This is a genomic window from Trichococcus flocculiformis (assembly GCF_900113645.1).
In the GTDB taxonomy this organism is placed as follows: Bacteria; Bacillota; Bacilli; order Lactobacillales; family Aerococcaceae; genus Trichococcus; species Trichococcus flocculiformis.
On sequence record NZ_FOQC01000008.1, the window covers coordinates 59,660 to 81,481 of the forward strand.

Genomic DNA, 21,822 nt, shown 5'->3' on the forward strand with positions numbered 1-21,822 from the left:
TTCATTTTTAAAACGTATTCTTAACACTTTTCAAAATCCAATCTCAAAGCTAGGTGGTCGCCGATCGGGTTCTCCAATGCAATGCCGCAATTAGCAAGTTCCGATCCGGAATACTGTGTCTGGCTGCTGACCTCGACGTAGTTTGCTTTCAGATCAATAAAGGGAATCTTGATCAGTAAAGATAACTCGGAAACATCATAGGTATTGCGGAAGACGTAAACGATAATTTTATTCCGGGCCTCATCAGTGAACATCCAGGTACAGTGGTTGGTGTCGAAGGGTGATTCCAATCGATAAAATTCACTTGCCATCAAGAAGTCCCGATCTTCCTTGTAGCCTTCGACATGGTCTTTGACGACAGCTTTTTCGTGGTCGCTGAGCTGCATGATGTCCATCTCATAGCCCATATTCGTGAAGGAAGCGAGATGCTTCCGCGTTTCAAAATCTATCACGCGTCCCGTTTGATGATTCGGTACGGATGAAACATGACCAGTCAAGGAATAAGGCGGAAACAGGTAGGAAGCGCCGTATTGGATCCGCTGTCTGTCCAAGCCATCGGTGTTATCGCTGGCCCAAGTTTGGGGCATGAAGTATAACATTCCCGGATCCAATCTTCCGCCGCCGCTTGAGCAATTCTCAAAAAGGACTTCAGGGAAAAGAGTCGTTATAGTATCGAGTATGCGGTAAAGCCCCAGCATGTAACGGTGCGAGTACTCGTTCGCGTGAGTTCGATTCGGTAAGTTGGAAGCCGGGTCAGTCATATGGCGGTTCATGTCCCATTTGATATAACTGACACCGAAATCTTCGATGCTTCGTGTCAGCAGGTCGATAATGAAAGTCTGAACTTCTGCGTTTGTAAGGTCCAGAATGTACTGGCTCCTTCCCAGCAAGGGTTCGTATTCCGCGGTGCGCATGACCCAGTCCGGATGGCTCTTGACTAAATCGCTGTTTGGCGAAATCATTTCCGGCTCGAACCAGATGCCGAATTGCAGGCCCTGTTCCTTTGCATAATCAACAAGTGGTTTGATGCCGTTCGGGAATTTGTTTGCATCTACTTGCCAGTCGCCAAGTGAAGTCTTGCTGCTGGTCCGTTCCCCGAACCACCCGTCGTCCAGCACAACAGTCTCAAAACCCATTTCCTTAGCTGAGTCGATCAGATCCTTCATTATTTTTTCTGAAACGTCGAAATAACTCATTTCCCAGCTGTTCACCAAGACAGGCCGCGGTTTCTTGGCCCAGGTTTGTGGGATCAGATGCTTATTGAAAAATTGGTGGAATGCATTCGAATTTCCGTTGTAGCCTTTGTCGCTATAGCTCAACACAGCTTGGGGGCTCTGAAAGGATTCATCAGGGCCAAGTTGCCATGCGAACGCATCCGGGTTCAAACCAATCTGTAAGCGCAAGTGATTATACTGATCCCTTTCAAGATTACTCAGATGGTTGCCGCTATAGATCAAGGTCATTGCGTGTACGTCACCGGCAAATTCTGTGGCGTCTTTAGAAATCGAGAGATACGGCGGGTATTGAGGTCCACTTGCGCCGCGGTTGCTGCCGACAGAAAACTTCCCGTGGCTGATCGGTTGATGGTTCAATTGATATTCTTTTTGGTGTGTCCCATAAAAAGTGGTGCTCAACTGACCATCGTACCGCATATCAATTGAGGCACTGAACAGCTTTTCGATCATCACACTTGAACGGCTCTCGTTGATGATGTTGCTTGAACGGATGATGATGTCTACATCCTCAAAAATCGTATAAAACAGCAACAAGCGAATGTTTGAAATGGAATCGACCAAATGGATGGTCAGTGTCTGCGCGTGTGATTCGGGGATGTCTCTTGCATGCGGAAAAGCAGTGAATTCAGGTGCCCCGTCTGAAATTTCGAATTTTTCATAGGCGAATCGGCTGACGGTATAGCCATTGCCCATTCTTATCTGGACGGAAGGTTCACGATAATCGCCTTGGTTAGGGAAACTCACTTCCAGTGGCACGTATTCAAGGGAAAATTCAGGACGCTCGGGAACAGTCATCGCTGCAAATGTCCGTTTTTTTAATGTCGATTTATTCGATAGGGAATAGGATTCAATTCTTTTGCCCCAATGACGATGCGCCAAGTAGGTATCCTCAACGATCTCAAAGACATAGCTTATATTGTCGTTCATAAGGTGGAAGACTTGTCGTTGATTATCGTATAAAATCATCTGTTTGTTCATTTTTTGTAATCCTTTCGATATTGGGATGGTGACAGGCTTGTTTCTTTTCTGAAGAATTTTGAGAATGAAAGGGCATCGCTGAAACCTACGGAGCTGCCGATGATGTTGATGGGATCTTCCGTAGCTATCAGCAACTCTTTGGCTTTGTTGATCTTTAAATTTGTCAGGTATTTTTTTGGACTGATTCCCATTTCGGATTTGAAGACTCCCGCCAGATAGCTCGGATGAATGCCCGCAAAGGCAGCGATATCAGAAATATGGATATCGTCATGATAATGTAAATCCATATATCTCACTGCTTTCGATGAAACAGATGAGGAGTAGCTGGTGTTTGAATGTTTGATGCATTCTTCGAGCAAGGTTCCGATGATGTCATACATGATTCCGTTGATCTTTAAGAAAGAAGCGGTGCTGTCATCGCTGGACATTTCGATGATCTTCATTATTTTGGTTTCATACAATTCAGCATCCGCGCAGTCCAAAACAAAGTGTTCTTCAGTTGACTGCAAAAGCATTTGGACATAATTATGCGATTGGATACCCAAAAAGCCTATCCAGGAATATTTCCATGGCGAATCCATTGCGGCGGTATAGGTAGAAATTTCGCCTGCAGGGACAATAAAGAGTTGATTCTCATGAACCTCAAACTTTTTATCATTGATTTCCAGTGAGCCTTTGCCCTCCTTAACAAAATGAATAAAGTGATAATCTCTGCGCTTTGGTCCATAGCTGTACCCAGCTTCACAATATTCAATCCCACTGTTGTAAAGAATGAAGTCAGAGATGCTCTTTTTTGAAAAATCTGTGAACTTATCGGTGTACTCTCTGATATTTTTATCCATGGTTTCATTATACATACATCTCTCCCGATGGCTATCTTGATATTAGAATTTTCCATATACCTCTGTATTTTTTCCATATTCTATTCGGGACAAGCTCTGGTATTATGTATCTAACAAGGACGAATGAAAGCGCATAATTTCAGTTTGTTAATTTGATTAGAGGAGTGATTATCATTAAGGAAAATCCACATCGGAATCTCTTTCATCTTGAACCTGATCGAGGACTCTTGAACGATCCGAATGGGCTTGTTCAATTTCAAGGGAGATATTATTTTTTCCATCAATGGAATAGGTTTGGTTTGGATCACGGCTACAAGGAATGGGGAGCATTTGTTTCATCGGATTTGAATAACTGGGAGCATTTGGGTTCAGCACTGCTGCCCGACAGCAAGGAAGATAGCGAGGGCGTTTATTCCGGAAGCGCGATTGAACATGACAATAAACTGTATGTTTTTTATACTGGCAATACAAAGAACAATGGAACACGCAAAAGCTATCAAAGAATGGCCTGCTCCTCAAATGGCTGTACGTTCACCAAGAGCGAAAAGGTAATTGAAACACCAAATGGTTTTACAGAGCATCACAGAGACCCAAAAGTATGGCAATCAGATGGAAAGTGGTGGATGATTGTAGGAGCGCAGACAATTGATCAAGTTGGTGCCGTCAATTTGTTCAGCGCAACTGATTTAGGCGAATGGGAATATGAAGGGGTGTTCTACTCGGCGCAAACGCTGGATCAAATGTGCGAATGTCCGGATTACTTCCAATTGGACGATGCTGAAATTTTGGTGGTCTGTCCCCAGAAAAGGACTTCGATAGCAGATGGGAATGAAAATATTTCCAGCTATGCGGGCTATATTGTGGGAACATTTGAAAAAAAAGATAAGCGTTTTCGTCCAGAGAGCGATATTATTTTGTTGGATGATGGGTTTGATTTTTACGCTCCACAGTCTTTTGTCGATGAAAAAAACAGAAGAATTGTGGTGGGATGGATGTCCCGGATGGATGAAGCAGAAGAACTGGCTTGTCCAACTGCAGCTTTCAATTACTTGCATTGCCTTACGATCCCAAGGGAATTATTTTGGGAAAACGATCGTCTTTATCAACGGCCGTTGGAAGAATTAAAAATGCTGAGGAAGAAACGAAATAGGTTAACCGAAAGCAGTGCTGCTTTTGTTTCTGACAGCGGGGCTTATGAGTTGCATATACAACTCGTGAATCAAATAACGCCATTAGAAATATCCATGAATAATGGAAACACTGTCATCCATTATGATGGCAGATCAAAATTGGTCATCAGTCGCATCAACTGGGTTTCCGGCCAACGTGAACAAAAGGAACTGCACGTTCCCGAACTATTTGAAATTCAAATATTCAACGATACGTCAGCTATGGAAATTTTTATGAATAAAGGTGAAAAAGTATTCTCCATGCGTTACTTTTGTGAAGAAGAACAGCGCGATATTTCTTATAAGGGTCTACAAGGAAACGGCTCAATCGATTATTATTCGTATCAGGAGGAAGTCTAATGAATAACAAAGAACTTGCAGAAAAAATACTGGCACTTGTTGGGGGAAGACAAAATGTGAAGTCGGTTGAGCATTGTGCAACGAGACTTCGCATCATAATAAACGACAAAGAGGCAATCGATGTAGAAGGGATCGAGTCCCTCGAAAAAGTCAAAGGCAGTTTCTATAATTCGGGTCAATATCAGATCATCCTGGGGACCGGGCTTGTGAACAAGGTCTACGACGAATTTGCGCCTTTAGTTGAAAATTCTGGAAGCCAGGCGTCAGCTGATTCGCAAGAAGATCAAAAGATGACTCTTCAAGGCGCTATTCGGATTTTTGGGGATGTGTTCGTGCCGATCATCCCTGTATTGGTAGCAACAGGATTATTCATGGGGCTCAGAGGATTAGTGACACAGGAAGCAATCCTGGGACTTATCGGCTTAACCCCAAGCGATATTCCGCAGCAATTTTTATTGTTCACACAAATTTTGACGGATACAGCTTTTGCTTTCCTGCCTGCTTTGGTGGCCTGGTCGACGTTCAGAATATTCGGCGGAACGCCCATATTGGGGATCGTTCTCGGTTTGATGTTAGTCAGTTCCGTACTGCCGAATGCTTATGAGGTAGGACAACAAGCAGCTGAGCCTCTGGTGTTTTTCGGTTTCATAAAAGTTGTCGGCTATCAGGGATCCGTATTGCCGGCTTTTGTCACGGGCATCATCGGTTCAAAAATTGAACGTGCTTTAAAACGGAAAATTCCGGATTCTTTGGACTTGATCCTCACTCCATTTTTGACGTTGCTTCTTGGATTGATTATTGCGCTGTTCTTCATTGGCCCGATATTCCATGAAGTTGAATTGGGTGTATTGCATGTAGTAGAAGCCTTGTTGACACTACCTTTCGGAATTGGCGGATTGATATACGGAAGCTTCGGACAATTGCTCGGCATTTTCGGTATCCATCATATTCTGAATTTTCTGGAAATAAATATGTTGAGTCAAACTGGCTGGAACATGCTTAATCCTATCGGAACTTGCGGAAATATTGCGCAGGCTGGCGCGGTCTTGGCAGTAGCGATCAAAACTACTTCCCCAAGAATCAAACAGATTGCTTATCCTTCAGCTTTTTCAGCCGCACTAGGGATTACAGAACCAGCTGTTTTCGGTGTGACGTTGCGATTGGTAAGGCCGTTTGTGATGTCGATGATCGGTGGTGGTGTGGGTGGTTTCTTGGCTTCACTATTGAATCTGCGCGCAACCGGAATGGCATTGACTGGCATCCCTGGAACCTTGCTATATTTGAATGAACAATTGCCTTACTATATACTTGTAAATCTGGTAGCATTCAGCGTCTCCTTCGCATTAACTTGGTTCTTTGGCTACAAGAAAGACGATACGTTCTAAAAAAAAGTTTATTGATGGCTGAAAAGTGAAAATAACCCCTGCTTCTGATTGTACGCATGATGCGTGTACAATTTGAGGCGGGGATTTTTTTTGGAATGATCTGCAGCGGGATTGAGAATGATGCCTGCTGGTCCTTCAATCACGCGATTTGACCTGAAGTGCACTCCATGGTTTATAATGGATGCATAGACAAAGTACAAGAGAGAAGTGAAGATGATGAACAGTAAAGAAGTAGCGCTGATGTTCGACCTGCCGATCGATACGATCAGATATTATGAACGGGTGGGTGTGATTCCGCCGATAACGCGCGACAAAAATGGCTACCGCATCTATGCCAAACGGGACCTCAATTGGATTTTTCTGGCGAAGAGTTTGCGCAAGGCGGGCTTGTCGATCGAGTCGCTGATCGAGTTCGCAACCTTGGCGCAATCGAAGGAGAATGTTCGGGCAGCCCAAAAACAGATTCTGCAGGATCAGTTGACAGAGATCAATGCCAAGCTGGAGGAGATGATGCACGCAAGGGATCTGCTGGAGTACAAGATCGAGACGTTTGATGATCATGTCGCTAAAATCAATGCCGGTGAACTGAGTGATGACGAGGTTGAAGAGCTCTGGACAATGAAACATTTCAAAAAACAGGAAATACCGCTTGCTGTGGAGTAAACTCCATAGTATAGAGTAAACATTGTAGTAAATATTCCAATTGGAGGTTATGATATGCAAACAGTAAAATTAAACAACGGTGTTGAGATTCCAGTTTTGGGCTTCGGTACTTTTCAGATTACCGATCCTGTTGAGGCAGAACAATCCGTCATTGCAGCAATCAAAGCGGGCTACCGCCATATCGATACAGCCCAGTCGTACATGAACGAAGAAGCGGTCGGACGCGGCATCGCAAATTCCGGCGTGCCGCGCGAAGAGCTTTTTGTGACAACCAAAGTTTGGGTGGAAAATGTTTCCTATGAAGGCGTAAAAGCTTCATTCGAGCGCTCGCTCAAGCGTCTGGGGTTGGACTACCTCGATATGCTGTTGATCCACCAGCCATACAGCGATGTCCATGGAGCTTGGAGAGCAATGGAGGAATTGCAGGAACAAGGCAAAGTGCGCGCAATCGGTGTTTCCAACTTCGCCGTTGACCGTGCGGTGGATTTGGCGACCTTCAATAAAGTCGTACCGCAGATGAACCAGATTGAAATCAATCCGTTCCACCAACGCATCGAAGTCATCGCAGCGTTGAAAGAAGAAGGCATCATGCCGGAAGCTTGGGCTCCTTTTGCGGAAGGCAAAAATGACATCTTCAACAACGAAGTGCTGGTCGCCATCGGGAAAAAATACAACAAATCAGTGGCGCAAGTCATCACCCGCTGGTTGGTGGAGCAAGACATCGTTGTCTTGGCAAAATCGACCAAACCGGAACGGATGGCTGAAAACCTGGATGTGTTCGACTTCGCTTTGACGGATGAAGACAAAGCGCAGATCGCGACTCTTGATGAGGGCGAAAGCCAATTCTTCTCGCATGCCGATCCTAAGATCATCAAATGGTTGGCGGAAAGAAAAATGGGCGTTTAAAAGAAAATCAGAAGGCAACGCCAGTTGTAAACATAAAATCATACACATGTGGAAGCGGCTGATTCAATTTAGCCGCTTTTCTTGTTCAATAGGGAGCACATTTCAAGACAGAAAGGATGACCAGCGATGACAAAAGGAACTTCATACCTCACCAGAAACGATACGCTCGGAACAATGGTTGCTAACCCGGCTTTCCGTGGATTCGGCCACTTGCTGCTGCCGTGGAACGACAGGGCGGATTTTGATCTGCCGTTATCGAGGATCGCCAGGCTTTTGCCGTATCACAGCCAGGTGGATGTGGATACAGTCGTGCAGGCGCTCAATCGGATGATCGCTGCCGTGGATGCGGGCGAACAGATTTTCTTTGATATTTATTCGGAAGAAGAGAAAGCCAAGGATCTTGAAAAAAGGCAGACCGGCTTGTTCTGCTTTCGCGGCAAAGCCGGATCGCCTTTTGCAGTGATCGCTCCCGGAGGCGGCTTTGCTTATGTCGAGTCCGTCCATGAAGGTTTCCCGTTTGCCGCGAAAATCGCCGAGCATGGTTATCATGCGTTTGTGCTCCGCTACCGTCTGGGGAACCGGAAGGCAACCGAAGACATGGCTGCGGCCATCGATTTCATCGAAGGGCATGCAGCCGAGTTGGGTATCGATAGACAGAACTATTCGCTCTGGGGCGGTTCAGCCGGAGCCCGCATCGTTGCCAACATCAGTGCTAATGGTGCGCGTGCTTATGGAGGGGGAACAGTCATTAGGCCGCGAGCAGTGGTTATGGCCTACACCGGGCATGCGGGCTATTCGGAAAATGATGCGCCGACTTTCAGCATCGTCGGTGCGAACGACTACATTGGCGACCCGGAAGTCATGCGCAGAAGAGCGCAGAAAATGAAAGGGCTAGGGATACCGGTCGCTTTCAATGTGGTTGCAGGATTGGGGCATGGCTTCGGACTGGGAACCGGCACGAAGGCTGAAGGCTGGATCGATGAGGCGGTCCGTTTTTGGGAAAAACAAATGGAATAGGGCACGTGCATGTACGTGTGCAAAGAGACGAATGCGAGAGAAAAAAACAGAAATCCTTTATCCGGATTTCTGTTTTTCATTTAAAGTGTTTTATTTGATTAAGCTTAGTTCAATTGCCGCCACTTTTTCTTCGACATAAGCTTTTACGTCGTTTTTTGGCATCTCAAGCACGACCGCGAATTCACCGTAAAGCATATCTTCTGCTTTTTTCATGTAGCGTCTGTCGGTTTCGGAGACTTTTTTATTCTTTGTGGCTGCGATCTGGTTCTTGAGGTAAACTGTTTTGATCACTTGGATCAGGTACTTGCAATCATGCCGTTCCATGGCTTTATCATAATGATCGGAAAGAAGATTTGCGCTGCTGTATAAGACATCCGTTTCGATTGACGGAATTTGTTCGATGATTTCTTGCGCGTCATCAGCCGATATAACGGGACGCATAAATACTTTCGTATCAACGGGTGTGAATACTGTTCCGTTACGATACAGTGGCTTCAAAACATAATATAGACGATCATTTGCGACAGCAGTGACATTCATAACTTCGATCGCTTCGACTTTGCAGACCCCTTCGTTACCATACACTATCAAATCATTTACTTTGTACATTTTTTCCTCCATATCTTTTCCAAAAGCAACAAAAAAAGCGTGCAGATTTTTGACAACAGGACTTACGTTCGTCAAAACAACACGTTGTATACATATTATACCAAATATTGACTGTTTTTGTAAGGGGTGATTTCAAATAAAGTTTTTGATACATGGCTTTCATTGTAAAATGTCGTTCAAAAAGAAAATAAGAGGAAATCCACGATCACGTTTTGCTCACAGATTTGTTCGAAAAAAGCGGACCGGAATTCCCAGTGAGGGTCCGTTCACCGGGAAATAGATGACAAAGTACAGCAAAATACCCGATGAAACCCTCTCCATCGGGTATTTTGCGCTATTCTATGATTTTTGGAATGAGGGACTGTCACTCGAACAGCGTTTTTCCATCGCTGGCGATGACGTCCTTGTACCAGAAGTAGCTATCCTTCTTGTAGCGCTTAAGGGAAGGTTCGACGGCTTCTTCGTACTGGTCGACATAGACGAAGCCGTAGCGTTTTTGGTACCCGTTCAGCCAGCTGAGCAGATCGGTGAACGACCATGTGCAGTAGGCGAGCACTTCCGAGCCTTCTTCGATCGCCAGTTTGATTTCCTTGAGGTGTTCCGATAGATAGGCGATCCGGTAAGGGTCATGGATGCTGCCGTCCTCCTCGAGTGTGTCGAAAGCGCCGAGGCCGTTTTCGGAAATGATGATCGGCAAGTCATAGCGGCTCGTGATGTCGCGGCAGCCGACACGGATGCCGATAGGATCGATGGTCCAATCCCAATCGGTCGTCGGCAGATTCGGATTCAGCGGATTTTTGTACAAGCCAGGAACGCCCGGAACAGTCATCGATCCTTTTTCGCCGGTCGTGTTGAACACGCTGCTGCTATCAACGCCGTCCAACGGGTTGTACTCGACCGTATCGCTGCGGTAATAGTTGACGCCCATGAAGTCGACGTGCTTGGCCGCTTCAGCCAACAATTCCGCATCGCCCGGCTCTAATTCAGGTGCCACGCCTTTAGTCTGGAGATACTTCATGGCTGCTTTCGGATAGCGCCCATGCGCGTAAACATCCATCCACCAATAGTTTTTCAGATCGTCGTAATCCATCTTTGCTACAACATTTTCCGGCTTGCAGTCGATGGCGTAGCTCGGATGCAGCGCGAAGCTCGCACCAATCATGCCGTCCGGAACCAGATCCTGGAAGGCGAGCACGGCCTCGGCATGCGCCAAGAACACGTTATGGTTGACCTGGTAATAGAGTTTTTCTTCGCCGCTCATTTTCGGCGGATGCTGCGCCGTCAGCCAGCCCATCCGTGTGAAGATGTTCTGCTCGTTGATCGTGATCCAATATTTCACCTTGCTGCCGTACGCCTCGAACAAAGTCACAACGTATTTCTTGAAGTCGGTAATGACTTCCCGACTTTCCCAACCGCGGTATTTTTCCTGCAGGAACTGCGGCAGATCCCAGTGATAGATCGTCACCATCGGCTCGATGCCGTTTTCGAGGCACAGATCGATCAGCTTGTGATAGAAATCCAAGCCCTTTTGGTTCACCTCATCCATGGAAGTCGGGAAAATCCGTGCCCAGGCGATGGAGAAACGATAGGTTTTCAGGCCCATTTCCGCCATCAAGCGGATATCTTCCTCCACGCGATGGTAATGGTCGACCGCGACATCCCCGTTTGTGTTTTTGAAGGTGGTGCCGGGTACTTTCACGAATTCATCCCAGATCGAAGGGCCTTTGCCGTCCTCGTTCCATGCGCCTTCCACTTGATAAGCTGCTGAAGCGCTACCCCAGAGAAAATCCTTCGGGAAAGCATTCTTGTTTGCTTGCATCATAGTTTTGAACACTCCTTTTTCTGCATGATCCATTCCAAATGCTATTTCCACTCTATTTTAACATGCTTAATGTAGAAAACGCATGGCATAAGGTAGCGTTTGCAGTAATTCAGTTTATTTCCAACATTTTGACTGATTAAACAGACGCTATCCTCTCCGGTTCTTGCGAAAAAGGGGTTACAATCCAGTTACACCATAAAGGAGGCGATTCCATGCCAATTCATATTCATCAACAAGGGAAATTATTTCATCTGACCAATCAGAAAATCAGCTACATCATGCAGGTACTGGAGGATGGCAGTCTGGGGAATCTATATTTCGGAAAAAAGGTAGCCGACAGGACGGATTTCAGCCATCTGATCGAATCGGCGTATCGCCCGAACACAGCCTATGCCAGCCAAAAGGACTACTCGTTTTCGAGGGAGCATATACGCCAGGAATTTCCGGTCTACGGGACGACTGATTTCCGCCATCCGGCCATCAGCGTGCTGCACGAGAACGGCAGCCGCGTGTCCGCTTTCCAAGTGAAAGGACACGCGGTCCATTCGGGTAAGAAAATGCTTGTCGGATTGCCGGCCACCTATGTCGAATCTCCGGAAGAGGCGACTACTTTGGAAATCACTTTGGAGGATTCCTTGGCAGGGGTGGTCGTCGTGCTGAGCTACACACTCTATGAAGATCGTCCTGTCGTGACGAGATCCGTGTGTGTGCGGAATGATGGACAGAATAATGTGCAGCTGGAACGTTTGCTGAGCATGAACCTGGATCTGCCCGATGCTGAATACGAACTGCTGCAGTTGTCGGGAGCTTGGGGACGGGAACGCCATCCGTACTTCCGTCGATTGGTTCCGGGTATCCAAAGTGTCGAAAGCGCAAGAGGATCATCCAGCCACTACCAAAATCCGTTCATTGCTTTGAAAAGACCGGATGCCACCGAACAAACCGGAGAGGTACTGGGATTCAGTTTCGTGTATTCCGGTAATTTCTTGGCGCAGGTGGAGGTGGATACCTACAATGTTTCGCGCGTCAGTATGGGAATCAATCCGTTCGGCTTCAGCTGGTTGCTTGAACCGGGGGAAACTTTCCAGGCACCGGAAGTCGTGATGGTGCACAGCGGGAATGGTTTGAACGGCATGAGCCAAACTTTCCACAGCCTCTACCGAAAACGGTTGGCAAGAGGAACGTGGCGCGATAAGGAACGTCCGATTTTGATCAATAACTGGGAAGCGACCGGGATGGATTTCACGGAACAGCAATTGCTGGATTTTGCCGAAACAGCTTATCAAGACGGGGTGGAACTGTTCGTTCTGGATGATGGCTGGTTCGGTGGCCGGCGTCATGAACAAGCTGGGCTGGGAGATTGGTTCGTCAATAGGGAACTGCTGCCGGAGGGGATTGACGGCTTGGCTGAAAAAATCGAAGCGATCGGCTTGCAGTTCGGGCTATGGTTCGAGCCGGAAATGGTGAACGCGGATAGTGATCTTTTCCGGGCCCATCCGGATTGGATCATCCATACACCTGGAAGACCGGTTTCCCACGGGCGCCACCAATATGTCCTTGATTTCACCCGCTCGGAAGTAGTCGATCATATTTACGCCATGATTTCCAAGATATTGCGCCAAGCCAAAATTTCTTATGTGAAATGGGATATGAACCGCTGCATCACAGAGGCTTATTCGCCTAGCCTTCCTGCCGGGAGACAGGGTGAGGTGTTCCATCGCTACATGCTGGGCGTCTATGACCTGTATGAACGTCTGACATCCGAGTTTCCGGAAATTCTTTTTGAATTTTGCGCTTCCGGGGGAGGTCGCTTTGATCCTGGGATGATCTATTATTCTCCGCAAGGATGGACCAGCGATGATACGGATGCAGTTGAGCGATTGAAAATCCAGTACGGCACTTCTTTTGTTTACCCCTTGAGCTCGATGGGAGCGCATGTTTCCGCAGCTCCTAACGAACAGCTTCATCGTTATACACCGTTGGAGACACGCGGGAATGTTTCGGCATTCGGCTCATTCGGGTATGAATTGGATCTGAACAGATTGACGGAACAGGAAAGGGCAATCGTCAAGGAACAGATTACGTTCATCAAAAAGTACCGCAAAATCATCCATAGCGGCACTTTCTACCGCCTCATGAGCCCGTTCGACGGGAACTATTGTGCATGGATGGTCGTTTCCGAAGATAAACGGACGGTGCTGGTGGGCCAATATAAAATTCTGAATGAGGTCAATGCGCCTTTCAGAAGACTGCATTTGATTGGATTGGATCCTTCAATCGAGTACGTCGAAATTTCCGATGGGAAGGGCTATTACGGGGATGAACTGATGCATATTGGCTTGGTGACAAGTGACGCTTCCTGCGGTCAGGTTCTCGACGGAAGAAAACCTTCTTGTGACTTCGATTCAAAAATTTATATATTCGAAGCAAAATGAAAAAAACGGTGCATCGTCAGAAGCGATGCGCCGTTTTTTCGTTGTATTGCTCCCGCTTTTCGTATTCCGCCTTTCTGTAGGTGGTCGGTGTGACTGCGTACTTTCTTTTGAAAGCTTTGGAAAAGACCAGGGTATCGCGGTAGCCGCTGTATTCCGCGATCTCGTCGATTGAAAAGTTGTTCAAACCCAAGAGTTCCGCAGCCCTTGTCAGACGATGATCCGTCAAATATTGCTGCAGCGTCACACCCATCTCCTGCTTGAAAATGCTGGAAAGATAGCTACGGTTCAAACACAATGCTTCCGCAAGGCTCTGAATGGTCATCGGTGTGGCATAATAGCTCCTGATGTAGGCGATCGCTTCCCGGATGTGCGGGTTCCTTAGCTGACCTCTGGTGATGGAGTGTTCCGTTGTCTGTTTAAACAAGGCCAAAAATTCATACAGTCGGGCCGAAAGCATCAATTCGGAAAAAAGAGAAACTTGATCCTCGGAAAAGGATTCTTCTATGATTTGGATGATGCGTTCCGTATTTTCGGTTTGGAAAACCGGATGGTGGCCCGAACACCCCAGTGCATCCAGGTAGAACCCGGCGAGATCACCCTCGAATCCGATCCAATAGTAGCTCCATGGGTCTTCTTTGTCGGCTTGATAAAAAGTTCTGGTATCCGGCGGAATAATGAAACCTTGGCCTGCCGTCACTTCATAGGACTCATTATCCAGCTGATAGCGGCCTTTGCCTTTCGTCACGATATGGATGATGTAATTGGGCCGGACTGCCGGCCCGAAACTGTAAAGCGACTCGCAGACCGCTTTTCCGGAGAAAAGAATCTTGACGTCTTTTTGATTGTTGAAAAAGTAAGATTTGAAATAAGAAGTTTCCATCATTACCTCCTAACATTTTGACTGCATTTTAGAACATTATAATCTATAGGATGCGTTTCCAGCAACCTATAATTAAATGGGTTAAGCGCGAACCGACAACGAGAGGGGTTATTACAATGAACGTACCATCTATAGAAAGAAAGAGCAACATACTGTTTCGGGGTGGCATCACGTTTCTCGGAGCAAGTCTCATCAGTTGTGGCATAGCTTGGATGCGTTTCAGCGGAATGGGTACAGATCCGTTTGTGACGATGAATATCGGCATCAGTGAATTTATTGGAATGGACTTCGGAACGATACAGATGCTGGCAAATATTGCGGTTCTGTTGGTGATGCTTCGGTTCCGGCCGAGGTTGATCCATTTAGGGACGGTATTGGGAATCTTCTTCGTTGGCTATTTTTCGGACTTTTTGTTGGGAATGTTGCAGAATCTGCCCGACACGCTGACGATGCGCATGCTGGGATTGCTCATCGGGCTCATCGCGTGTTGTTTCGGGGTGGCCGTCTACATGACTGCTGATATGGGCATTGCTCCTTATGACGCCTTGGGAATCATTCTGCTGGAAAAATTGCCTCTCCGATTAACTTACCGGGAAATCAGGATTATGACGGACCTCAGTTGTGTTGCAGTTGGCTTGATCTTGGGTGCCAAAATCGGTATCGGAACAATCATCACAGCCTTTTTCACCGGTCCCTTGATCAACTATTTCAAGAAGAAAGTGGAACTATTTTTGGCAAGACCGCATTTCCAAAAAACAGCCAGTTAGCATATATTCAAAAAGAGAGGCTCTCCCATCATTTTGTGGGAGCCTCTCTTTTTGAACGATTATTGCGCCCCAAATATCCGCAATATAATCTGATTATCAAATTGAAATTTCTCTCTATACATTTCCATCTGAGGCTTGCCCATCATGAGCCAGCCATTTGCAATCTGTTATCTCCATATTTGTAAATGTTGCTTTAAACGATGAATTTTCTGGACTACAAGCATAGATACCAAATTGAATGGCGCCATTACCTTTCCACATATGGAATATCCGCATCTGACTATAATGAATTCCATCGATCGATGATTCTATACAATAATCATTCTCCCTCCGACTAAATCTATACCACATAGATTTAATCGATGCATCAATAACTGTCGTAGCCCAATCAGAATAGCCACTATTCGTAACAACACTTCCTAAATGTTGAAAATCTTCATTTTCATATTCAATAGAGCATTTAAACCAATTTTCGCTATCTAAATACATAACAACTCCACATTGGTCAAAACGATGATTGCTTTCAAATTCAGTTTTTACTATAAAGGAAAAGTATTTTTTATCCGTATTAATTTGCAAAACAGGCGCATTATCATTCCTAAAATTGTAATAGGTTCTTTGCCATAAGTCAGTATGAGGCTCTGTTACAATTTCTATTTTGTTTTCGGTAATGCTATAGTTTTTAGGTTCCCTTATCCATTTTAAATCTTTACTATTAAATTCCGTATTTTTCCTCATCTATTAAACCTCCGTAACTATTTATGCTGATATTATAACCTTAATCAATAATGGAAGGAGACATAAGTGTTCAGACACAAAGACAAAGAGGATAATGACAGTGAATAAAGCATTTCCGGAAACATGTCTATGGGGCGGTGCAACCGCCGCGAACCAATACGAGGGCGGTATGGATTTAGGATCAAAATAGCCGAATAGACGTTATGTATTCGACAAACTCGTTCTGCAAAGGAGTCAGATTGTCGAATGCTAGGCAGTATTCGACAATTTCGCCCAAAACTGGAATGAACTTGTCGAATGTTAGTCCGATATTCGGCAAACCCGACTCTTATATTAGACGGTGATTGCTTTTAATATTCCGCTAAAAAGTGCTATCCTGTTAACAAGGAGTGTGATGTCGAATGGGTGAGAATTTTGAGTTGATAATGACTCTGGTGAGTATCGGAATCATCAGTGTATTTGGATATCTGATCATAAATATGGTTTTGAATCTGACTGCCGTTGAGGTTACCGAAAAAGCTACATTGATTGGGAAAGATACGGAGAACGCGAGCCACATGAACGGTGATTCTATGGTTACGACAACAACCTACGTGTTGACATTCGAAGTGGACGGCGGCGAACGCATCACTTTCCGTGTTGGCAGAGGGGTATACCGCAAGTATGTCATCGGTGATTATGGGCGGCTGACGTACAAAAGAAAATGGTTCAGACAATTCGAACGGATTTGAGAGGACTGCATAGAGGGATTCCAGTTCCGACGAAAGCAGATTTCGCCGAAGAACAGCAAAGTTAAAGCGTCTTAACGCCTGCAAAGACCGCTTAACCGGAGGAAGGGGGTATCCGGAATTCCACCTCCGACCAAGACTAATCTCACGGGAGTACGGAGCAACTCTGCGGACGGTCATGAACAAAAACACAAGCATCCCGGCTAAACTGTTGCCGGAATACTTGTGTTTTTTAGTTTAGAGCTATGAAAAGAATGCCAATCCCATTCTGCCGATCAGCAGGACTATTTCGATGACGACTACCAGACTGCCGATTTTGAACAACCAGTCGTTCACGATGCCGTTCGCGCTGCACAAGCCGAGGCGGATGCCGCCGGGCAGCGGATAGAATAGCTTCACGCGTTTGTGGTTCAGCGTGTCGATCGCAATATGGGATGCCATCGCAACCGCAAAATAAGGGACCAACAGCGGAGACAGAATATAGACAGCCATGCTCAGCAAGGCCAGTCCAAGGAAGGAATGAAGAAACGACCGATGCGGCTGTTCTTTTCCGAAGATGCAGATACCCAAGAAAATGACGGTCCCGAAAAAAATCCGAGAGTAGGAGCTATCGTTCAAGACGGCTGAGAAAATCCCGAGTGACCATCTCGACTCCGCGAATGCCAACAGGACCGATACCGCCAGTATCAAACCAAGTATCCAGTCCAGTGTCTGATGGGATTCTGAGGTGCTGACATCGATGTCGCTGATGACGGACCCGACGATCGCGACGCCGAGACAGATGAATAATTCCTTCAGCGTGGAGGGTTGCGTAACCAGCAAGCTGGCGGCAGTCCCTACCGCTAGGTGTGTTTTTCCAGTCATGTTGAATCCTCTCAAAAACAAAATAAGCGAGAACGTTTGTTCCTGCCATTCTAATCATATCTGATTCAGCGTAAAAAAGAAACAAAAACCTTACATAGTCCGATGACCGATTTTCTGCATGGGTTCATTCGATTTTGCCTATCAAATGTGTTCGATTTTGCATGTTATCCAAACTCCATGGAAGATGGTACTCTTTCCTTATCAAATTTGAATAAACAGGGGGAACAGAAATGCCGAATCAACTATTTAAAGTGACATCGACAAGTTTGCACGAAAATTACCAGGTGATCAATAAAGCCCGAGGCAAGTCTATCGTGTTGGATGAACCGGAAGCATTCGGAGGTACTGACATCGGATTGAGCCCGGTGGAGGCATTGCTTGCCGGATTAGGCAGCTGTAAAGCCATCGCCGGAAGAATGTTTGCCGAAAAGCTCGGCATCAAACTTCATGAACTGGAAATTGAAGTGAGCGGAAACCTGAACACGGACGGATTTTTGGGTGATGAGAACGTCAAAATCGGTTTCACTGACATTCACGCGACATATCGCGTCAAAGCTGATAACACCGAAGAGGAGATCCATCATTTCGTAGAGTTTGTTGAATCACATTGCCCAGTTGGCGATACCTTGATCAATCCTGCCAGCATCAGTTTTGATACCACCATCATTTGATTCACTAAAAAAATAAAAAGCCCAAGTCGCAATAGATAGACTTGGGCTTTTTATTTTTGACCGAATAGGCTGCGTGGGGTTCTTTACCACCGGCGAGGCAAGGCTCCAGCGGTGGTAAGACATGAAATAAGTATGCAACTCCGGCGAATGATGGCTGAGGGGAGCTGGCCAATTGATCACAGCCTTCACCTACGCTAAGGATACTCGTCGCCGGAGCTGGCGAAATCAATCAGACAAATCATCCGAAAATCAACGGTCGACTTGTCTCTGAGCCTCTTCCTGCACCAACCTTAAGAAATAGTCCGAGGCTTTTGAAAACACTTGATATTTCTTCCATACAAAATGAAGCCCGACCTCAAGCCGCGGTTCCAACGGACGGAAGCACAAATCGCTGCTCTCACCGGTATGGATGATGCCATCCAAGCACAGCGCATAATGACTGTTTTCCTCCACGAGCAAGGAGGCATTATAGAGAAGGTTATAGGATGTGACGATATTCAGGCTGCGTTCATTGCCACCGAGCCAGCCGGCGATTTCATTTTTCACCAGAAGCTGGTTCGAACAGATGACCGGCTTATCCCTCAGATCCTTCGGTGTGATGCTTTCCAAAACAGCCATTGGACTCTCTTTCCTCATCAGGACACCCCAGATATCTTTTGTCGGCAGTTTGATGAAATCATATTTGGACATGTTCGTTGGCTCCACAAGAACCCCAAAATCCAGTAAACCTTTATCCAAACGGTCCGTGACATCCTCGGCATTACCACTGAACAGATGAAATTTGAGCAGCGGGTGCTCCGATTGGGCTTTGCTGATTGCACGCATAATGATCCGCATGCCTTTGGTTTCGCCACCGCCGATATAAATGTCGCCACTGAATTCAGTAGTGTCCGCATTCATTTCCGACTCGGTTTTCTCCACAAGCTGGATGATTTCCTCAGCCCGTTTTCTCAGCAACATGCCGTCATCCGTCAAAGTGATCTTCCGGTTACCCCTGATGAAAAGCTGCTTACCGAGTTCCTCTTCCAGTTCCTTCATTTGTCTGGAAAGGGTCGGTTGCGTAATATGCAAAAATTCTGCCGCTCCTGAAATGCTCTGTTCCCTTGCGATTGTCAAAAAATACTGCAGCACTCTGATTTCCATATCCTCAACTCCTTCACCACCATTTTAGTGTTTTTTGCTATGCCTTTCAAGTATATCAAGTTATCTGATATAGGTATTTGATATTCACCCTGATTCGATATATTCTATTCACATGAGGAGGGAGACGAGTGGACATAACTGAAGAAATGCTGATCACAAATCTGAAGGATGCCGGTTGCACGAAGGAAACCATCGCTGCTTTCCTTTACTATCGGAAAAAGAACGAGCAACTAAAACAGATAGAGATACTGAAAAAACATAGGCATGGCTTGTTGGATAAGATCCATGAGGACCAGAAGGCAATCGATTGTCTGGACTACTTGCTCTACAAACTAAAATAAACATACAAATCAGGGGGAAAAAACATGATTGGATCAATCGCAGGCGTATTAACGACATTGGCTTTTTTGCCGCAGGTAATCAAAGTTTTGCAGACAAAGGACACGAAGGCCATTTCGCTGGGGATGTACCTCATGTCAGTGATAGGTATCTTCTTGTGGATGGTGCACGGCTACAGAATCGGTGATATGGCGCTTTTCATCGCAAACGTCGTCACTTTCTGCTTGGCTTTGGTCATTTTGATCTCAAAATTGAAATATAAATAAGAATTCGGATCAGTTCACGCTGATCCTTTTTTGTTTTTCAACAAAGTCGCTTATAATGGATGAGAAGGGTGGTGCCATCATGTTGGAAGAATTGGCGTTTGAAATAGCGAAAACGGCGCATGCCGGACAGACGGATAAAGCCGGGCTTGATTATATTCTGCATCCGTTGCAAGTGGCCGCAGAGATGGCGACGGATGAAGAGAAGGCTGTCGCCTTGCTGCATGATATCATTGAGGACACGGATGTGACAGCCGATGAGTTGTTGGCTAAGGGGCTATCGGTTGCGGTAGTCGAAGCTGTTGAAGCATTGACCAAAAAAACGGACCAGAACTATGCCGATTATTTGGCAGAGGTTAAAAAGAACGGATTGGCTACTGCCGTGAAGTTGGCGGATCTGAAGCACAATTCGGATCTGACCAGGCTGGAAACCATTACCCAAAAGGATAGGGATCGGGAAGAGAAATACCGCAAGGCAATTGAATATTTATCGAAGTGAATTGCTGGCGTCACATTTTTTTACGATTTCCTGAAGCGCAGATGCCAGGTCAAACCGATCAGGTGGGCCAAATATACGATTATCAGTACGATGCGCAGCAATGTGCTGTCGGTCAGCGTAAAGGGGATCGCAAAGACAAAGAGCATCATCACGAACATCCGGCCCAACCCTTTGTTCGTGATGTTTTTTTTCACTAACGGGTCGTCGATGTATTGTTTGTATTTTTCCGATTCGACGAATTGCTTATGCAAACGGTCCGAACTGTGTATCCAGAAGAAGCCGGTCAGCAGATAGAAGACAGTTGTAGGCAAGAACGGCAGGAATATCCCGACAGTCCCGAGACCGAACGTCAAGAAACCCATGCCCATGTATAAGTATTTTTTCAAATGGTTAGTCTCCTTCAAATCTGGCAGGAACCAGATGATTTTTGTTGCTTATAGTTAACAATATCCTCGTAATGCAGATTGTTTGTGATATACTATTCAGATAGTATATTACTCAACTTTCGCACACTAAAAAAGACCATATAGACTTGATACATCAACATTTCCAGCTATAATATTATGCCGCTAAAGCACTTGGAAGCTGCTTTTCCGGTTGTGGGAATGCTCGTTTCAAGAAAGTTGGTAAGTTATCGAAAACTCTATCCAGAAGTGACTCCACCATTTCTTCGGACAGGACAGGTTCTTCTGTCAGGGAAGCCTTCAGACAGTCAAATACCAATAGAATCGCCTCTGCAAAGCGGATGTCCTCCAGTTCATCACAACACAAGAAGAACAGCTGACCGATGGTCCTGGGATCCTGCTCTTCGCGTGTACGAAGGGCGAGCATGATGTAACGGGTGAAGACAATTGTCGTGTGGGCTACCATCGCATCGTAACTGCGGCACTGGAACTCTTTTCCTAGCGCCAGATGTGACTTTGCCACCTTGAAGAAACACTCGATATCCCAGCGTTTGCCATAGAGACGCACAATTTCTTCTTCAGGCAGATTGATATCCGTGGACAAGATTGCAAGCCAATTTTTGGAGCGATTTCGGTCACGCACGAAGACAATACGGGCCTGAATTTCTTTTTCATTATCGTCCAGTCCCAAGCTGACGACAACAGATGCGAGGATCTTGGCACGACCACGTTTTTTGCGCACAACTTGATACAACTGGGTCAGTGTATACTTTTGCCCTTCATACGTGTAGTAGACGCGGTGCATACGTTTCAGCATACAGACTACCTCGAGTGGATACTCCGAAACCACGCGCTTGATTACTTTTGGAAATGCGAACCAACTATCGAAAAGTAACGTTCGAGCGCAGAGTTGGAGCGGATTTATATCATCAAGCAAGTCGAACAGCGCTTCTGTTGACTTTTTGACGGCTTCCTTCCGACGCTTGTAACCCACGGTGCGCTTATCTATGGTCGGGTTGATTTCCTGGAAACGGTTCGATTGTTTTTCTGAGCTCAATAAAGAGAACGCAAGCGGCACGAAAGTGTTCCCATCCGACCAACCCAA

At 46.0% G+C, this 21,822-nt stretch carries 22 protein-coding genes; 12 read left to right on the forward strand and 10 right to left on the reverse strand.

The annotated features are described in order from the left end of the window. Positions 1-20: 20 nt before the first annotated feature. Positions 21-2,213, reverse strand: a complete 2,193-nt coding sequence (locus BMZ71_RS05165; protein WP_177187498.1) for an alpha-galactosidase — start codon at positions 2,211-2,213, stop codon at positions 21-23. After that, on the reverse strand, positions 2,210-3,070 hold the full coding sequence (locus tag BMZ71_RS05170; RefSeq protein ID WP_086988751.1) for an AraC family transcriptional regulator: 861 nt from the start codon (positions 3,068-3,070) through the stop codon (positions 2,210-2,212). Before BMZ71_RS05170 ends, BMZ71_RS05165 begins: the two co-directional genes overlap by 4 nt. Before the next feature lie 149 nt (positions 3,071-3,219). On the opposite strand from BMZ71_RS05170, the gene BMZ71_RS05175 reads away from it, so the two are divergent. The 5 genes from BMZ71_RS05175 to BMZ71_RS05195 all read left to right on the forward strand — a co-directional run bounded on the left by BMZ71_RS05175 (position 3,220) and on the right by BMZ71_RS05195 (position 8,555). Beyond that, entirely contained in the window at positions 3,220-4,584 is a 1,365-nt protein-coding gene (locus BMZ71_RS05175; RefSeq protein ID WP_245734385.1) for a glycoside hydrolase family 32 protein, read from the forward strand. Then, positions 4,584-5,969, forward strand: a complete 1,386-nt coding sequence (locus BMZ71_RS05180) for a PTS transporter subunit EIIC (RefSeq protein ID WP_086988750.1) — start codon at positions 4,584-4,586, stop codon at positions 5,967-5,969. The genes BMZ71_RS05175 and BMZ71_RS05180 overlap by 1 nt, the downstream gene beginning before the upstream one ends. A 216-nt stretch (positions 5,970-6,185) precedes the next feature. Continuing rightward, complete coding sequence (locus tag BMZ71_RS05185) at positions 6,186-6,632, forward strand: MerR family transcriptional regulator (protein WP_086988801.1); 447 nt, start codon at positions 6,186-6,188, stop codon at positions 6,630-6,632. 54 nt (positions 6,633-6,686) lie between these two features. Then, the gene (locus tag BMZ71_RS05190; protein ID WP_086988749.1) at positions 6,687-7,538 is read left to right on the forward strand and encodes an aldo/keto reductase; all 852 of its coding nucleotides are present in this window, start codon (positions 6,687-6,689) and stop codon (positions 7,536-7,538) included. Positions 7,539-7,664: 126 nt separating this feature from the next. Next, on the forward strand, positions 7,665-8,555 hold the full coding sequence (locus BMZ71_RS05195) for an alpha/beta hydrolase (protein WP_086988748.1): 891 nt from the start codon (positions 7,665-7,667) through the stop codon (positions 8,553-8,555). A 90-nt stretch (positions 8,556-8,645) separates the two neighbouring features. Here BMZ71_RS05195 and BMZ71_RS05200 read toward each other — a convergent pair whose 3' ends face one another. Beyond that, positions 8,646-9,164 carry a CarD family transcriptional regulator gene (locus BMZ71_RS05200; protein WP_177187499.1) on the reverse strand — a complete coding sequence of 173 codons (519 nt, stop codon included), beginning with the start codon at positions 9,162-9,164 and terminating at the stop codon, positions 8,646-8,648. A 364-nt stretch (positions 9,165-9,528) separates the two neighbouring features. Continuing rightward, positions 9,529-10,986, reverse strand: a complete 1,458-nt coding sequence (locus tag BMZ71_RS05205; RefSeq protein ID WP_086988800.1) for a glycoside hydrolase family 1 protein — start codon at positions 10,984-10,986, stop codon at positions 9,529-9,531. A gap of 212 nt (positions 10,987-11,198) precedes the next feature. On the opposite strand from BMZ71_RS05205, the gene BMZ71_RS05210 reads away from it, so the two are divergent. Next, positions 11,199-13,421, forward strand: coding sequence for an alpha-galactosidase (locus BMZ71_RS05210; protein WP_086988746.1), 2,223 nt, complete (start codon positions 11,199-11,201; stop codon positions 13,419-13,421). A gap of 16 nt (positions 13,422-13,437) precedes the next feature. Here BMZ71_RS05210 and BMZ71_RS05215 read toward each other — a convergent pair whose 3' ends face one another. Beyond that, positions 13,438-14,301: an AraC family ligand binding domain-containing protein gene (locus tag BMZ71_RS05215; protein ID WP_177187500.1), complete on the reverse strand. Its 864-nt coding sequence runs from the start codon at positions 14,299-14,301 to the stop codon at positions 13,438-13,440. Positions 14,302-14,417: 116 nt separating this feature from the next. Here BMZ71_RS05215 and BMZ71_RS05220 point away from each other — a divergent pair, with 116 nt between their 5' ends. Then, on the forward strand, positions 14,418-15,068 hold the full coding sequence (locus tag BMZ71_RS05220; RefSeq protein ID WP_143071392.1) for a YczE/YyaS/YitT family protein: 651 nt from the start codon (positions 14,418-14,420) through the stop codon (positions 15,066-15,068). A 114-nt stretch (positions 15,069-15,182) separates the two neighbouring features. On the opposite strand, the gene BMZ71_RS05225 is transcribed toward BMZ71_RS05220, so the two are convergent. Next, a complete protein-coding gene (locus BMZ71_RS05225) occupies positions 15,183-15,806 on the reverse strand; it encodes a DUF1349 domain-containing protein (RefSeq protein ID WP_086988743.1) in 624 nt (207 codons plus the stop codon). A 401-nt stretch (positions 15,807-16,207) separates the two neighbouring features. Here BMZ71_RS05225 and BMZ71_RS05230 point away from each other — a divergent pair, with 401 nt between their 5' ends. Continuing rightward, the gene (locus BMZ71_RS05230; protein WP_086988742.1) at positions 16,208-16,537 is read left to right on the forward strand and encodes a DUF2500 domain-containing protein; all 330 of its coding nucleotides are present in this window, start codon (positions 16,208-16,210) and stop codon (positions 16,535-16,537) included. A 240-nt stretch (positions 16,538-16,777) separates the two neighbouring features. On the opposite strand, the gene BMZ71_RS05235 is transcribed toward BMZ71_RS05230, so the two are convergent. Next, positions 16,778-17,398 (reverse strand): metal-dependent hydrolase, encoded by a 621-nt coding sequence (locus BMZ71_RS05235; RefSeq protein WP_086988741.1) that lies wholly within the window; start codon positions 17,396-17,398, stop codon positions 16,778-16,780. Positions 17,399-17,628: 230 nt separating this feature from the next. Here BMZ71_RS05235 and BMZ71_RS05240 point away from each other — a divergent pair, with 230 nt between their 5' ends. Next, a complete protein-coding gene (locus BMZ71_RS05240; protein WP_086988740.1) occupies positions 17,629-18,069 on the forward strand; it encodes an OsmC family protein in 441 nt (146 codons plus the stop codon). A 249-nt stretch (positions 18,070-18,318) separates the two neighbouring features. Here BMZ71_RS05240 and BMZ71_RS05245 read toward each other — a convergent pair whose 3' ends face one another. Beyond that, entirely contained in the window at positions 18,319-19,212 is an 894-nt protein-coding gene (locus BMZ71_RS05245) for a LysR family transcriptional regulator (RefSeq protein ID WP_086988739.1), read from the reverse strand. 128 nt (positions 19,213-19,340) lie between these two features. On the opposite strand from BMZ71_RS05245, the gene BMZ71_RS05250 reads away from it, so the two are divergent. The 3 genes from BMZ71_RS05250 to BMZ71_RS05260 are packed head-to-tail and all read left to right on the forward strand — an operon-like array spanning position 19,341 to position 20,313. Then, the gene (locus tag BMZ71_RS05250) at positions 19,341-19,553 is read left to right on the forward strand and encodes a hypothetical protein (protein ID WP_218142764.1); all 213 of its coding nucleotides are present in this window, start codon (positions 19,341-19,343) and stop codon (positions 19,551-19,553) included. Positions 19,554-19,577: 24 nt separating this feature from the next. Next, a complete protein-coding gene (locus BMZ71_RS05255) occupies positions 19,578-19,817 on the forward strand; it encodes a SemiSWEET family sugar transporter (protein WP_086988738.1) in 240 nt (79 codons plus the stop codon). A 55-nt stretch (positions 19,818-19,872) separates the two neighbouring features. Continuing rightward, the gene (locus BMZ71_RS05260; RefSeq protein WP_218142765.1) at positions 19,873-20,313 is read left to right on the forward strand and encodes an HD domain-containing protein; all 441 of its coding nucleotides are present in this window, start codon (positions 19,873-19,875) and stop codon (positions 20,311-20,313) included. Between the two features lie 20 nt (positions 20,314-20,333). On the opposite strand, the gene BMZ71_RS05265 is transcribed toward BMZ71_RS05260, so the two are convergent. Beyond that, positions 20,334-20,699: a YbaN family protein gene (locus BMZ71_RS05265; protein WP_086988736.1), complete on the reverse strand. Its 366-nt coding sequence runs from the start codon at positions 20,697-20,699 to the stop codon at positions 20,334-20,336. A gap of 175 nt (positions 20,700-20,874) precedes the next feature. Further along, positions 20,875-21,822: IS4 family transposase (locus BMZ71_RS05270; protein ID WP_177187501.1), on the reverse strand; the 948-nt coding region annotated here is incomplete at its 5' end.

Bases quoted from the DNA above. Each gene is read 5' to 3' on its own strand.
- BMZ71_RS05165 (WP_177187498.1), bottom strand. From the start codon at position 2,213: ATGAACAAACAGATGATTTTATACGATAATCAACGACAAGTCTTCCAC.
- BMZ71_RS05170 (WP_086988751.1), bottom strand. From the start codon at position 3,070: ATGTATAATGAAACCATGGATAAAAATATCAGAGAGTACACCGATAAG.
- BMZ71_RS05180 (WP_086988750.1), top strand. From the start codon at position 4,584: ATGAATAACAAAGAACTTGCAGAAAAAATACTGGCACTTGTTGGGGGA.
- BMZ71_RS05185 (WP_086988801.1), top strand. From the start codon at position 6,186: ATGAACAGTAAAGAAGTAGCGCTGATGTTCGACCTGCCGATCGATACG.
- BMZ71_RS05190 (WP_086988749.1), top strand. From the start codon at position 6,687: ATGCAAACAGTAAAATTAAACAACGGTGTTGAGATTCCAGTTTTGGGC.
- BMZ71_RS05195 (WP_086988748.1), top strand. From the start codon at position 7,665: ATGACAAAAGGAACTTCATACCTCACCAGAAACGATACGCTCGGAACA.
- BMZ71_RS05200 (WP_177187499.1), bottom strand. From the start codon at position 9,164: ATGTACAAAGTAAATGATTTGATAGTGTATGGTAACGAAGGGGTCTGC.
- BMZ71_RS05205 (WP_086988800.1), bottom strand. From the start codon at position 10,986: ATGATGCAAGCAAACAAGAATGCTTTCCCGAAGGATTTTCTCTGGGGT.
- BMZ71_RS05210 (WP_086988746.1), top strand. From the start codon at position 11,199: ATGCCAATTCATATTCATCAACAAGGGAAATTATTTCATCTGACCAAT.
- BMZ71_RS05215 (WP_177187500.1), bottom strand. From the start codon at position 14,301: ATGGAAACTTCTTATTTCAAATCTTACTTTTTCAACAATCAAAAAGAC.
- BMZ71_RS05220 (WP_143071392.1), top strand. From the start codon at position 14,418: ATGAACGTACCATCTATAGAAAGAAAGAGCAACATACTGTTTCGGGGT.
- BMZ71_RS05225 (WP_086988743.1), bottom strand. From the start codon at position 15,806: ATGAGGAAAAATACGGAATTTAATAGTAAAGATTTAAAATGGATAAGG.
- BMZ71_RS05230 (WP_086988742.1), top strand. From the start codon at position 16,208: ATGGGTGAGAATTTTGAGTTGATAATGACTCTGGTGAGTATCGGAATC.
- BMZ71_RS05235 (WP_086988741.1), bottom strand. From the start codon at position 17,398: ATGACTGGAAAAACACACCTAGCGGTAGGGACTGCCGCCAGCTTGCTG.
- BMZ71_RS05240 (WP_086988740.1), top strand. From the start codon at position 17,629: ATGCCGAATCAACTATTTAAAGTGACATCGACAAGTTTGCACGAAAAT.
- BMZ71_RS05245 (WP_086988739.1), bottom strand. From the start codon at position 19,212: ATGGAAATCAGAGTGCTGCAGTATTTTTTGACAATCGCAAGGGAACAG.
- BMZ71_RS05255 (WP_086988738.1), top strand. From the start codon at position 19,578: ATGATTGGATCAATCGCAGGCGTATTAACGACATTGGCTTTTTTGCCG.
- BMZ71_RS05260 (WP_218142765.1), top strand. From the start codon at position 19,873: ATGGATGAGAAGGGTGGTGCCATCATGTTGGAAGAATTGGCGTTTGAA.